9 protein-coding genes, 1 tRNA gene and 1 pseudogene are annotated in these 14,614 nt (G+C 39.8%); 8 read left to right on the top strand and 3 right to left on the bottom strand.

The window, feature by feature from the left end; genetic code table 11:
* Positions 1–62: 62 nt before the first annotated feature.
* The gene (locus HMPREF9304_RS11320; RefSeq protein WP_036929239.1) at positions 63–371 is read right to left on the bottom strand and encodes a DUF3853 family protein; all 309 of its coding nucleotides are present in this window, start codon (positions 369–371) and stop codon (positions 63–65) included.
* 355 nt (positions 372–726) lie between these two features.
* Between HMPREF9304_RS11320 and HMPREF9304_RS11315 the strand changes: the two genes are divergently transcribed.
* From HMPREF9304_RS11315 to HMPREF9304_RS11295, 5 genes are read left to right on the top strand one after another with little or no spacing between them, the layout of a single operon-like run.
* On the top strand, positions 727–930 hold the full coding sequence (locus tag HMPREF9304_RS11315) for a helix-turn-helix domain-containing protein (RefSeq protein ID WP_036929234.1): 204 nt from the start codon (positions 727–729) through the stop codon (positions 928–930).
* A 15-nt stretch (positions 931–945) separates the two neighbouring features.
* Positions 946–1,911, top strand: coding sequence for a hypothetical protein (locus tag HMPREF9304_RS11310; protein WP_052046142.1), 966 nt, complete (start codon positions 946–948; stop codon positions 1,909–1,911).
* Positions 1,911–5,843 carry an Eco57I restriction-modification methylase domain-containing protein gene (locus HMPREF9304_RS11305; protein ID WP_036929229.1) on the top strand — a complete coding sequence of 1,311 codons (3,933 nt, stop codon included), beginning with the start codon at positions 1,911–1,913 and terminating at the stop codon, positions 5,841–5,843. The genes HMPREF9304_RS11310 and HMPREF9304_RS11305 overlap by 1 nt, the downstream gene beginning before the upstream one ends.
* 1 nt (position 5,844) lies before the next feature.
* Positions 5,845–7,884, top strand: a complete 2,040-nt coding sequence (locus HMPREF9304_RS11300) for an AAA family ATPase (RefSeq protein ID WP_036929227.1) — start codon at positions 5,845–5,847, stop codon at positions 7,882–7,884.
* Positions 7,869–9,530 carry a UvrD-helicase domain-containing protein gene (locus HMPREF9304_RS11295; RefSeq protein WP_036929225.1) on the top strand — a complete coding sequence of 554 codons (1,662 nt, stop codon included), beginning with the start codon at positions 7,869–7,871 and terminating at the stop codon, positions 9,528–9,530. The genes HMPREF9304_RS11300 and HMPREF9304_RS11295 overlap by 16 nt, the downstream gene beginning before the upstream one ends.
* Positions 9,531–9,802: 272 nt before the next feature.
* Here the strand turns inward: HMPREF9304_RS11295 and HMPREF9304_RS11290 are convergent.
* Positions 9,803–9,887: transfer RNA gene (locus HMPREF9304_RS11290), tRNA-Ser, on the bottom strand.
* Between the two features lie 554 nt (positions 9,888–10,441).
* On the opposite strand from HMPREF9304_RS11290, the gene HMPREF9304_RS11285 reads away from it, so the two are divergent.
* From HMPREF9304_RS11285 to HMPREF9304_RS11275, 3 genes and pseudogenes are all read left to right on the top strand, one after another.
* Complete coding sequence (locus HMPREF9304_RS11285; protein WP_025072232.1) at positions 10,442–10,771, top strand: PadR family transcriptional regulator; 330 nt, start codon at positions 10,442–10,444, stop codon at positions 10,769–10,771.
* A gap of 25 nt (positions 10,772–10,796) precedes the next feature.
* The gene (locus HMPREF9304_RS11280) at positions 10,797–12,545 is read left to right on the top strand and encodes a PspC domain-containing protein (RefSeq protein WP_036929223.1); all 1,749 of its coding nucleotides are present in this window, start codon (positions 10,797–10,799) and stop codon (positions 12,543–12,545) included.
* Positions 12,546–12,758: 213 nt separating this feature from the next.
* Positions 12,759–14,390 (top strand): annotated as a pseudogene (locus HMPREF9304_RS11275) (TonB-dependent receptor); the annotation flags it as partial.
* A gap of 38 nt (positions 14,391–14,428) precedes the next feature.
* Here the strand turns inward: HMPREF9304_RS11275 and HMPREF9304_RS15030 are convergent.
* Positions 14,429–14,614, bottom strand: a 186-nt coding sequence (locus tag HMPREF9304_RS15030; protein WP_036929220.1) for a hypothetical protein, incomplete at its 5' end; no start/stop codon positions are given.

Genomic DNA, 14,614 nt, shown 5'->3' with positions numbered 1-14,614 from the left:
AAACTCATCGGTTACATGAATGAGCGACTTTTGCCAAATGTTTTCATAATCAGTCGTGTTCATCATCTTCCTCCTGTCTTTCGTCCTGCCAATTCCAGTGCAAGGTCAGCATCAACAATAATCTTACGACCGATTTGTGTAATGGCACGATTGATTTTACCACTCTGCTTGATACGGTTAGCNGTAGGNANACTNCANCCNAAGAGGCGTGCAATGCCAGCCAACCCGTACACATATCGCTTTTCTTCTTTGGAGGAAGAAGCCTTTGTTGATTCCCTGCTCGTGGACATATTACTGTGTTGTGCAAGGAAAAGTAATTCTTCACCAGTCATCTGCCAAACAGGCTTGTCCAGTAATTCGTTTATCGTCATAATTCGATTGTTTGAAATGAATAACTTGCCCTTGCGCATAGGGCATTCAGTCAGCTCTGACGATACAAAAGTAGGAGGCTTTTGATGTTATTCCAAGAGGCAAGGATGTAGCAGGAAGTATAGGGAAACACAAGGAAATCAATAACTATCAAAAACGCTAAATACATATTCAAAAAGTGGATAGTTTTGGGCAAAATGATATTCGTTTCCAATCATCATTGACTACTTAAGAGATTACCTTTATGTCTTCTCACAGGAAAAATTATTTCCAGTAGCGTGAAAGTTCCGCTTTTCTTCGTTTTATTCATTATAAGTTCATAACTTTGTAATTAATATCAAGATAAACAATCATCCGATGGGACAGAAGAAAGAGCATAGCAATCTTATCAAGGAGCATTTGAAGAAGCGAGGCATCACTCAAACGTGGCTCGCTAAAGAGTTGGGCATGAGTTTCAGCATCACCAACGCCTATGTTTGTAACCGCAAGCAGCCTAACCTCGCTATCATCTTCAAAGTTGCGGATTTGCTCCGTGTGTCACCCAAAGAACTAATAATGTAGGAAAGCAATATGTGTGTGATAGATGTACTTGAAGACAAATTGCCAATCAAAATACTGAAAGAACTCCTGATTGATCATACAACGGGGAAAAACATCTTTTGGGCATCATCAGACTATATTACCTTGGGTAAAGGCTTCGACTTCACTGATTCTATCGAGATCGCCTCTATTATTGGTAATAATGGGCATATCATTATGCCTCGTGTAGTCAAATCGAAAGAGCTTAAAAAGAAACGGACAATAGATAAGGCTGAAATTTTTACTCCAGCTTGGGTATGCAATGATATGTGTAATGCAGGGGATGAGAATTATCTATCAAAGGATAGTCACTTTAATGAGCCTTCTTACATAGATGACAGGCACATTTGGAACGTTTGCCCTAAACCTATACGCTTTGCAGATGGAGTGACGTGGCAAGACTATGTACTACGTAATTGCATAGAGATTACTTGTGGAGAAGCACCTTACTTAGTCAGTCGCTATGATACCGCTTCGGGCGAGTTAATAGCATTGCCCCAAAGAATAGGGTTACTGGATAGAAAGATTCGAATTGTAAATGAGAATGTCTCAAATCATAGCGATTGGATACAGTGGGTTATTAAGTCTTTTCAGACAACTTATGGATATGATTGGCAAGGAGATAATGTGCTACTGGCTAGGGAGAACCTTTTCTATAGTTTCGTAGAGTATTACGAAGAACGTTGGGGCGAGCAGCCTTCAGTAGATAAGCAGATCGAGATTGCTAAAATTATCTCATGGAATATATTTCAGATGGATGGATTGAAGATGGTTATCCCAAACTCTTGCAAGCATGGTGTGCTGGGGACTGTTGGCAATCTATTTGGAGAGGAAGAAATGATAACTTGTGAAGGATGTAAAACGAACAATCCGAATAAACATAATGGTATCCCTGTAAGAATTATGGATTGGGACAAACACGAAGTAATAGAGTTCCGTTCCCTTTATTCAAAGAAGAAATAATGGAAGAGAATACACTTATCAAAGAACTGATTATTGGTCGAGTAGAACCACACATATATGCATTCTCTACTGGTACAATTCCCGACTATCTAAAGGTAGGAGATACGTATAGACCCGTTATGAGACGTCTTGAGGAATGGAGAAGATATTTTCCTGACTTAAAGAAGAGATATGTGGAAAAGGCTAAGGTAGATGATACAATTTACTTTCGAGATTATGCGGTGCACCAGTTCTTAGAAAAGGAGCGTGGTTGTGTTCGTTTGCTTCGAAAGGAATTATCTGATTCTTGTTATTTCTCTAGAGAATTTTTCCGTGGAGCTACGGAAGAAAACGTTGCCCAAGCAATCTCCGATATTAAAAATGCTTACGAGAATAAGTTACAGAAGTATGCCTATTTTTCGTTTGAAGACGGCCGTATTCCTATTAACTATGTCTATGAACGTAGTGAGCATTATGAGCCACGTCCCAATCAATTAGAAACAATCGAACGCTTCAACGTAGCTCTATCGAAAGGACGAAATAACCTATTGATGTATGCAGTGATGCGCTTTGGTAAGAGCTTCACCTCAATGTGTTGTGCTCTTGAAATGAATGCCCAGCTAGTTGTTGTAGTCTCTGCCAAGGCAGATGTGAAGTCAGAATGGAAGCGTACAGTAGAGAGCCACATTAAGTTTGTGGACTACACCTTTTTAGATAGCGACGCCTTACTACAGGATGATAACGTTCTCGAGATAACATTACAAACGAAAAAAGTTGTTCTCTTCTTGACTTTACAGGACTTGGCTGGACAAGAAGTCAAAACTAAGCATCAATCATTGTTCGAGCGAGAGATAGATCTTCTACTTATTGATGAAAGTCATTACGGAGCAAGAGCCGAGGAGTATGGTCGTGTGCTCAAGCTTTCTAAGAAAAAGGAACTTAAGGCAGAGCTTCTATACTTAGATACGGCTGATGCTTATGAGCAGAATGCGGAGCTCAAGCTTCTGAGGTCTCGAGTTCGTATTCACCTATCTGGTACACCCTATCGTATCCTTATGGGGAGTGAGTTTGCAGAGGAAGACATTATAGCATTCTATCAGTTTTCAGATATCGTAGAAGCTCAGGCACAATGGGACAAAGATCATATCCTTTCTGATGACGTCAAAGAATGGGAAAATCCTTATTATGGCTTTCCTCAGATGGTTCGTTTTGCATTTCTGCCCAATCAGACGTCTCGAGAGCGGCTGGAAGAACTTCGTAAGCATGGTTTCTCAAGTAGCTTATCCGAACTGATGAAACCTCAATCTATTGCTGAAGATAAGAAGCATCAATCACATCGGAAGTTTGTCCACGAGACAGAGGTTTTTGGATTACTTCAAGCTATTGATGGCTCTGAAAGGGATGAACAGATTCTTTCTCTGTTAGAATTGGAAGAGATCCAACAAGGCAAGATGTGCCGGCACATGGTATTTGTATTGCCCTACCGAGCATCGTGTGATGCGATGGAAGAATTACTTAAAAAGAAACAGAAGGCTTTTAATCATATAGGAGACTATGCTATAATCAATATAGCAGGTCTTAAGAGTACATATCTCTATCCAACAACAGAGTCGGTGAAGAACAAGATTGAACAGTGTGAAAGAGATGATATTAAGACAATAACGCTCACTGTCAATCGTATGCTAACGGGTAGTACTGTTAAGGAGTGGGACACTATGCTGTATCTCAAAGATTCAGCATCACCTCAAGAATATGATCAAGCAGTTTTTCGACTCCAAAACCAATATGTCCGTACACTTAGCAGTAATAATGGAGAGACGATTAAATATAACATGAAGCCACAAACATTGCTTGTGGACTTCGATCCTAATCGTATGTTTCGTCTCCAAGAACAACGCTCTCAGATCTATAATGCCAATACGGAGCAGAGAGGGAATGAACACCTTCGTGATCGTATAGCGCGCGAACTAGAATACTCTCCCATTATAACAATTGGCAATGACGGACTACAGCGCATCAGCCCTGCTGACGTGATGGATGCCGTACGAGCTTATTCTGTCAATCGCAGTGTTATGGACGAAGCAACAGATATTCCATTGGATTATATGCTTCTTTCAGATGAGACTTTACTGAATGCCATATCTCAACTGAATCCTATTGATGCTTCGAAGGGTATAGAGATCAAGGCGGTAACTGGAGATGAGACCGAACTGGACATTGGAGAAGAACAAGTGCATCCTAACAGCACCGATACTCATCCGACAAAAAATGAGCCAAAAGATGAAAAGGAAGACAATCTAATAGGCAAAAAGCTCGCTACCTATTATGCTCAAATACTCTTCTATGCATTTCTCACAGAAACTCCTGTTGATTCGCTTTTATCAATTATCAGATCAATCGAAGATAATGAAGAGAATAAGCGTATTGCTAAGCATGTAGGATTGAGACTATCCATACTCAAACTTGTGCAACAGAAGAGCAACGTATTCTCTTTAAGAGTACTTGACTATAAAATAGAAAACTTGAACAGTTTAATGCGAGATAATTCACTCTCTCCAATGAAAAGAGCTGAAGTCGCTATGGCAAAGTTCGGTCGTCTCTCCTCTTCTGAGGTGGTTACTCCTCAGGCTGTAGCCCTTGAAATGATTAATGCCCTCGGAGAAGAAGCCATAACCAAATCAACAAAGATTTTAGACATCGCCTCCAAGCAAGGAGAGTTTACTCGAGCACTCATCTCTAAGTATGGAGACGAAATTGGCAAGAACATCTATGCTTTACCTACATCAAGTGTTAGTTATGAGTTTACTCGCAAGGTGTATAACTTGCTAGAGCTTGATATCAGACATATCATCTCAAGATTCACGACATATGATCTGCTCGATTCAGATCACAAAGAATCATTTATACAACAACTCAAAGAAATGAAATTTGATCTCGTAATAGGCAATCCACCATATCAGAAAGCCGATGGCGGTGCAGCAGCTAGTGCAAAACCAATATATCAAGAGTTTGTAAATATTGCCAGAGATATATCTACCAAGTATGTATCTATGATTATGCCTGCTCGGTGGTATACAGGAGGAAAAGGGTTAGATGAATTTAGGCTAACTATGCTTTCCGACAAGCATATCAAACTTTTATACGACTATCAACGTCCTGATGAAGTCTTCCCAGATACAAACAACCGTGGAGGCCTCTGTTTTATTGTGAGAGACAAGGGTTTTGACAATACCGTAATTCTTCCAAAGGTTATATCTAATAGAGGAGGACAGGACATTGTATCCCAAAGTCGTTCTATAAGGATTGATGGTCTAGATATGTTTATTCGCCATCAAGAGGCAATATCAATATTGGAGAAGGTTACAGGGAGTGCATCTTTTGCTTCATTATCAGATATAGTATCAGCAAGACGTCCTTTTGGAATAGATGGTAACATAACAAAAGATACGACAGTTTTTAAGGAACAACCAACCCAAAAGAATTCGATTGTTTGCTTTGGTCGTTCCTCTTGCCTAGGATATATTACTTTTTCAACGGTAAAGAGAAACTCTGAATGGATAAATAGGTGGAAGGTGTTCATGCCTTATGCTAATAATATTGGAACAGAGTTGAATGATGATAATCTAAATGCGTTTGTAGGAGAACCGAATTCGGTTGCCACAGAAACATTCTTGGTCGTTGGGGCAGATCTTTCTCTAGATAAAAGCTCGGCTAACACATTGGTGCAATATCTTAAAACACGTTTTGTTCGTTTTATGCATAGCTTAGCTAAAGCTAGCCAGCATGCGACGAGCAAGACTTATCGCTTTGTTCCGCTTCAAGACTTTACTGACCAATCAGATATTGACTGGAAAAAGTCTGTCGATGAGATTGACAAGCAACTCTATACAAAGTATAACCTTTCAGCAGAAGAGATTGACTTTATAGATAGTAAAATCAAAGCAATGAAATAGTATGTATATCAAGGAAATCAAGATACTAAACTTCCGAAACTTCAAGGAAGCTTTGATACCTTTCCATGAAGGGGTGAATGTTATAATAGGTCATAATAATACAGGTAAAAGCAACCTACTTCGTGCAATGGGTTTAGTGCTTAGTTATAATTATGGTCATAGGTTGGGAGTTAGTGACTTATTTTATGAAACCGATATAGCAGTGCTTAAACAGCAGTCACCACGGATTCAAATAACTCTTGTCTTTTGTCGAAGTGCGGGGGAAGCCTTGTATTCTGCAGAAATGGGACTCTTCTCTAGTTTGATGACAGATCCGGCATTAAGTGAGGAAGCAGAATTGAGATTCGAGTTTAAATTGATAGATGTACAAGAGGACCACTATAAGGCGGATGTTGCTAACGCAAATACAGCCAAAGAAATATGGAAGATTATAGAGCAAGACTACATCAGACTCTATAAAAGTAGTCGATCGGGAGGTAATCAGGCTGCTGGTATCAATATCAATGAGACGTTGGGGCAGATTGACTTCCAGTTCCTTGATGCTATTCGCGATGTCAGTCATGACCTATACGCCGGTTATAATCCGCTCCTTAGGGATGTGCTGAATTTTTTCATTGATTACTCGGTTAAGAATGATTCTACAAAGACAGAGGACGAGATAAAGGGACAATTAAAAACTCTGAGAGATGGTTTTGTACAACAGTCTAGTCCACTGATGCAAACTTTACAAGGTAGATTGCAGAATGGCAAAAACGTGTTTCTGAAGTACGCACTTGATACAGGTGCAACATTCAACGGAGCTGTACCTGATTTTGATGGAACGGTGACGGAAAATGAAATGTTTGCAGTGTTGAGAATGATTATAAAATATGCTGTTGGTATAGAAGTACCAGCGACGTATAATGGTTTAGGCTATAACAATCTAATCTATATGTCGCTTTTGCTTGCAAAGATGCAGGCGGACAGCAGCATCACCTACATGAAACGCAATGCTAAGGTACTCTCATTCCTTGCTGTAGAAGAATGTGAAGCACATCTGCATCCAGCTATGCAGTATAAGTTCCTACAGTTTCTACAGGACAACAATGCAAATGGACATGTACGTCAGATATTCATGACCTCCCATTCTACCCAAATTGCCTCTGCTGTGAAACTGGATGACTTGATTTGTCTAACTTCACCTGCATTAGGGCAGATTAATGTTGGATATCCACGTGACATTTATAAAGAAGATAATGATGATGAATCCAAGCAATATGTCCAAAGGTTTTTAGATGCTACCAAAGCTGATATGTTTTTTGCCAACAAATTGATATTCGTTGAGGGCATTGCGGAGGAGCTGCTACTCCCTGTCTTTGCTAGATATTTGGACAAGAACCTTACAGATGAGCATGTGCTGGTGGTAAATATGGGTGGTCGCTATTTCAAACACTTCCTAAAGTTGTTTGATACAAACAATCCATACACCATCAACAAGAAGATTGTCTGTTTGACAGACATTGATCCCTGTAGGAAAAAGCATGAATCTGACGCGACATATGAAGCCTGCTACCCATATGAATACAATATAGACGCAGACAACTACGACTATAAGCATCATGCGGATACAGAGGTGAATCAATATGCGGACCACCCCAACATTAGGTTTTATAGGCAAGATGTAACGTACGGAAAAACGTTGGAGTATGACATAATGCGTGAGAATCCCAATTGTGAACTGTTGCTGACCAACTCTGTGTCCAATCTGAAGGAGATAAAAGCTATGATGGCAGAACAGGATGTAAAAAAAATGATGGGTAAAATGCGAAACAGTGAGGCTAATACCCGTATTAAGACATCCATAGGTGCATCGAAGTGGACGGATGAAGAGAAACGAAAAGCCTTACTTGCATCACGTTATTTGAACTCCGTTTCAAAAGGTAGCAATGCGCTGGAACTAAACGTAACACTTATGGCTAATCTGGAGAAACCAGAAACAGACAGAAAAGAGTTCCATGTGCCCCAATATATTGTTGACGCATTAACATGGCTATTATCATAACATCAGAGCAAACCATACCTGTAGACAAGCCATTTAAGGTGACTGCTGGACCTGGTGCTGGAAAGACACATTGGTTGATAAGCCATATCAAAAATGTAGTATCAAACAGCAACAAACTTGATGTGGTGAGGAAGGTGGCTTGTATCACTTATACCAATGTGGGTATCGACACCATCATTTCACGTTTGAATATGAGGAATGACGTGGTTGAGGTATGTACCATCCATAGTTTCTTGTATGCCAATATAGTAAAACCCTATATTCATCTGGTAGCTGCAGAATTTGGGCTGGAGTTGAGCAAACTTGTGGTTGTAGATGACTCTAATTTTAAATCAAAAGGAGCGGCTGAAATTGTATTAAAAAGCATTGGCAAATCTTGGTTAGATACCGAAACCTATCTGAATGGCTTAACAAAAGCCATATGGCGTTATGAAAACCATGAATACAAACATTACAAACCCAAATATCCACAAACTTATGTCACTAAAAGTGGCAAGCGATATGTTGGTAATGACTGGTACATGGGGTTCAAAAGATGGATATGGAGTGGAGGCTATATATCTTTTGATGACATTTTATATTTCTCTTACATCCTGCTTTCAAAATATCCCAATATATACATATTGATAAAGGCTAGATATCCATATATTTTCGTGGATGAATTTCAAGATACAATACCTTTTGTGGTTGACTTCCTAACCAAGTTAGGCAATGAGGGGGTAATTGTGGGAGTGGTTGGCGATAAAACACAATCAATCTATGATTTTCTCGGTGCTACAGTGCAGCAATTTGACAGTTTTACTGTTCCAGAAATGCAGGAGTATGAGATACGAGGGAATAAGCGTAGCACGAAGCAGATAATAGATTTACTGAATATTGTCAGGACTGATTTCTCGCAAGACTGGCTGAATGGATCAGAAGGAATGATGCCGGAATTGCTAGTTGGCGATATGCTTAACTGCTACCAACAGAGTATTGAAAAGAGTGGAACTAACGATATACAATCGCTGGCCTTTCAAAACGTACTTGCCAATTCGATGCGTAAAAAGAACGGAGTGAGAGAAGTCGAAAAAATATTAGAGATTGATTTTGACAGCAATGCTAGACGTCAGATGATTATAAAGACGTTGATTAAGGCCGTGGAATATACTAGAATGAATGACTTGCGAAATGCTTGGCATCAACTAGACATCATCAATCGCGATAGGACAATAACCATTGTGGCTCTAAGACGTTTGCTAGATGGCTATAAGGACTATAAAGACGGAAGCCTGATGGATTTCTACAATTTTCTGGTGAATGATTTACAACTCAAGATAACTAAGATAACAGGCAAGGCAATCAAGGATTTCTACGTAAACCATACATACGCTGATGCTGCCCTTGGGGTGAAGTATGGTGATTCAAATGACAAGCATAAGACTATCCACAAATCAAAAGGAGAGGAGTTTGATAACGTCTTTGTCATTCTTGAAAAGGAAGAAGACTTGGAGTTTCTGTTGTCTCCAAACCTAGATGGCAACAATGTTCATCGGGTGTATTATGTGGCTGCTAGTCGTGCAATGAAACGCTTGTTTATCTGTGTACCCACATTAAGTACAGAAAACCGTATTAAGTTGAAAGATAAGCCAATAACTATTCCATAACGGCAAGTTGATATTGTCAACAAGTCAGTGCTTCAACACGATACAAATCCAAAAAATTAGACAAGTCAAACCCCGCCCGAAACAACTTGCCCATTTTTTTTGGGGGGGAGTAGTCTAAGAAATTCATCTGTGCAATAGTCTCAATACACCTTAGACATACAAAGGAACTACTCTCAAGATGAATATCTTGACTGACCCGTTTTTTATTGCCTAAATTTTGGGTGTAGAAAAGGGTGTAAATCACGTAACTCGTTGATTTACACCCTTGTTAGCGGAGAGAGAGGGATTCGAACCCCCGGCACCTCTCAGTGCGACGGTTTTCAAGACCGTTGTAATCGACCACTCTACCATCTCTCCTTCACATGATTATGTGACTTTAATTGTAAAGCGAGTGCAAAGGTAAATGTTTTCATAGAAACAAAAGAATAAATAAAGAAAAGAATTGATAGATTAATATTTGTTAACATTAGAGCGTGGGTATTTGAATTGAACACTAAGTGTAAAGCTTATTTTTTGTGATTAGACAGTTTCTTGGTTTGCAAACTCGTTTCGTTTTGGTGTATATTCAGATTTTATATCAGTTGTATATTTAATATTCGATATGAGGATGACAGTTGTTCTCACTAACTGGGGAATTGGGTATCAGGGATAAAGTAGAATGTTTACTCTCTGACACACAAACTTTGTTTTTATATTCTGTCGCCGAAACTGCAATAATACGATGAGACTTCTTTTAGTGCTATTTAGCCTTATTTGGGGTTGAATGCCACGCTATGCACTTACTGCTAAATATCAGTTTTCCGCATCTAAGTAGTTAAATAAGGTTAATAAATAAAAGATTTATAGTACTATGCTTTGCAAGGTACTTGTATTTTGCATACATTTGCATCATCAACTATAAATTGATGATTATGAATGTAGACAATGTGAAATCACAAATGCGCAAGGGAATGTTGGAATACTGCATTTTGTTGTTGCTGGAAAAACAGGCAGCCTACACGTCGGACATCATTCAGCGGCTCAAGGAGGCCGAACTGCTGGTGGTGGAGGGAACGCTGTATCCGCTGCTTACACGACTGAAAAACGATCACTTGCTGAGTTATAACTGGCAGGAAAGTACGCAGGGGCCTCCGCGAAAATACTATATGCTCACCGACAAAGGGGCAGTCTTCCTCCGCGAATTGGACAAGGCGTGGGGAGAGATTGCTGCCACTGTCAATTTTCTGAAACAATCTAAATAAGTTATTCATTATTCAATCAGTCATTATGAAAAAAAATATTACCATCAATATGTTAGGCAGGCTTTACGCCATTGACGAAGACGCCTACGGACTGTTGCAACAATATATCGACACTTTGCGCAGCTATTTTGCGCATAAGCCCGATGGAAAAGAGATTGCCGACGACATTGAGGCTCGCATCGCTGAACTGTTTGACGACCTTAAGTCACAGGGAGTTGAGGCTATCAACATTCAGCACGTGCAGGACATCATTACGCGAATCGGAGATCCCAAAGAGATGGATGAGGATGAACCGAAAGACGAGGAGACGACGGAGCAAGATGAGGAACAGTCGGAGGAAACGAGTACGGTCAACCGACTGAAAGATGAAGTTGTTGCTTATTTCGATCGATTGAGAAAATCGGGCAAACGCCTATATCGTGATCCCTCCGATAAGAAAATCACCGGACTGCTGGCTGGATGTGCCCGCTACTTTGGTGGCGACTCTTTGTGGTGGCGGTTAGCTTGCGTGCTGCTCGTCTTTATCACTTTCAATACGTCTTTGTCTTCTGGCATGTTTTTCCACGTAACGCCGTTTACATGGACACCGCTTTGGCTGGTGCTCATCTATTTCATGATTTCAATCATCACACCTGTGGCACAAAATCCCGAAGACCGACTGAAAATGAAAGGAAAGGATGTGACGCCACAAAGCTTGGCACAAGAAGTGACCGAAGAACACGTACAGGCAGATATTCCTCAAACTCGGCAGAGTGGGGCGATAGGATGCGTAGGAGGTTTTTTCAAAATTATCCTGCTGCTGATGAAGGGCTTCTTAATTCTTGTCTGCATTTTTGCCGGATTGGTATTGGTTACTTTATTGGCAGCCCTCATCGTGTTGCTGACCATGCCCGATTTGTTTGGCGACATTGAATTTGCGACGCTCTATTCAAGTGCGGTTAGTCCAACATTGAGTGTGGTTTGTGTTGTCAGTATGGCAGGTGTGCTTTTCATTCCCCTTTATTGCGGCATTCACTCAATACTTAGCAACACCAAGAAACTCCTGCCGATGGGCACTCCGCAACGCTTGATGTGGGCGGGTGTATGGACTGCGAGTCTCATTGTAGCGATTGTCAGTGGCATTGCCATTGGTGCAAGAATTTCCATTGCTGAGGAGAAACAGGATAATTTGAGGCACGAGGCGTACATCAAGAAGAATACACACAATGGCGTATTCATCAACGAAACCGATTGGGATTTCCTGAATCAAGGCGGATGGTATCTGCTGGTTGCTCCGACAGATCGTGAGGACCATTACACCTCAAATGGAGAATATTACACTGGCAACCAGGATGTGCGGTATTTGGACGGTTACTCAGACTGGGGACTGAACTATCAAGTGGAGCGTGAGAAAACCGATGTTGCCCCCGGCACATATACCTTGAGTGTCGTCGCTCGTACCAATGGCAAAGGAGCCTATGTATATGCCATTGCCGATGGACGCAAATATATGGTGGAGATACCAGCCAATGGCAATACAGCTGGGAATATCTGGGCAGAGGCGAAACGTAGGTTGAGCGTCGCAGACTCGCTCTCATCAAATCCAGACGAGACCTATTATCAGAATATCGTTGAGGCTAACGACGGCAATGGATATGGATGGAACCGCATAGAGATCAAGAATATACGCAGCACCAAAGGCTCCGTTCGCTACGGCATTTCCACCAAATCGAGCTTCACTGGCACCACTTTCGCAGGGCAATGGGTATCGGCAGCCGACTTCAACTTGAAATAGAGAAGGCAATTAAGTTTGTTTTTGCGAACAACAGTGTGGATGTTAGTGTGAAGGGTGGCTTATATTGACTATTTACTAAGAGTTGATGAAAATTCATGATTTTTAGGTATTGTAATACTTTTATTTATTTAATACCTTTGCAAAATGATTTAGTATGTCACCAAAGACATTAAAACGAATCACTTAATTAATTATTTACAAATATTATTTCACATGAAGAAAAAATTTTACTTAATTCTTAGTATGATTGTTACGACGTATGCATTTGGTAATGCCAAAGAGCATATTAAGGCAGATTCAACGTATCTTTTAAAGGAAGTTGTTATAAACACTACGCGTATCCCTGAAATAAAGTCTAATGCTGCTGCAACAGTAACAATTATAGATCAAAAGCAAATTGCAGCAATGAGTAAAGCTGAACCTGATTTATCTCACCTTTTAGGTTTACTCACTCCAAGCATGGCGTTAGCGAGCAATACAACAAGTTCACGCTCGCAATCTCTTCGAGGCAGGGGTGCTCTCATATTAATAGACGGGATTCCACAATCCACTCCATTAAGATCTACAGACCGTGATATACGCTCTATAGATGTCTCTGCTATTGATCACATTGAAATAGTAAAGGGGTCGACTGCATTATACGGAAATGGTGCTATCGGTGGTGTGATAAACATTATCACAAAAAAGAATACAAAGAACAAAAAGATTGCCGGTGAGTCTTCTCTCTCAGGTTCAACTTATAATTTCTATCATGGAACACAAGGAATGGGCTATCGTGTCAACCAACAACTTTATGGTTCTATAGATAAATTAAACTATCTTGTTAGTGGTTCTCTTGTAAAAACAGGTAGTAGTATTGATGGTTCTGGTGAATATATCTCTCCACGCTATGGGTTAGGTGATACTTATACGTCAAACGCTCTTATTAAATTAGGCTACGCATTATCAGCCAAAAATAAAATAGAATTTATGTATAATTTCTATCGGAGCTTGCAGCATACTGCTCTTGTTCAACAAAAAGGAGAATATCTAAAAAGTCCAGCTATAGGTATCTTTGGTGAAAAAGACCCACAGGCTGTCGATGAAGGTACACCATATAATCATAATGCGTATCTAAAATTTTCCTCTCGCAAATTATTTTCAAATACAGATTTTGAAGCGTCCATATATGGTACAAGTTTATATACAATATTTGATTTCAGAAAACATAACCCGAAAAAACCGCGCTGGGAAGAAAAAAGTGGACAAGCTACCATCAAAGATCAAAAGATTGGTTTCCGTTCTCAATTTAATACATTCTTGTCAATATCTGACAATCTCTTCACTCGTCTTACTTATGGATATGATTATCTTTTAGATAAAACCTCTCAGCCACTTGTAGATGGACGTTATTGGGTTCCTAAACTTCAGAGTAGTAATCATGCTCCATTCTTGCAAACAAAGACAACTCTTTGGCAATGTCTTAATGTAAAATTAGGAGGACGTTATGACGTTATAGATGTCAATGTACCTGATTACGATATATTGCGTACAAAACTCAGCAGTCCTGAAGTACATGTTAAGGGAGGTAAACTAAAATATGATAATTTCTCATTTAATGCAGGTATATCTTTCAACAAGTTGTCGATATTTCAACCTTTCGTTGCTTTTTCGCAAGGTTTTTCTATTTTTGATTTAGGGCGGACGCTGCGTGCAGCTAAAGAAGACGTTTTATCCAAGATTATTACTGAGCCAGTAAAGACAAATAACTTTGAATTAGGTGTATACTCTGATATCAATCATAGGTTACAGCTAAATGGATCTGTTTTTTATACTTATTCAAAGTTGGGTAGCGATCTTAAGATTGGCGGTTTCAACATGCAAATGCACTAACGATTGCAAAGTTAAAAAATATTTTCATAAAAGCATTCAAATGGACAACGAAAATTCAATTTTTCTCTCGGACGACGATTTATTTTGTCTGTGACCTTAGTTACATACTGATGACTTATATCATCAAAAGAAGATGATTTTGGAATATATTGTCTTATAAGACCATTTTGATTTTCTATCAAACCTTTTTGCCATGA

The organism is Hoylesella timonensis S9-PR14, from assembly GCF_000762405.1.
GTDB classification, from domain to species: Bacteria; Bacteroidota; Bacteroidia; order Bacteroidales; family Bacteroidaceae; genus Prevotella; species Prevotella timonensis_A.
The sequence above is the reverse complement of the archived record's forward strand: the minus strand, read 5'-3'. Positions and strand labels throughout refer to the sequence as shown.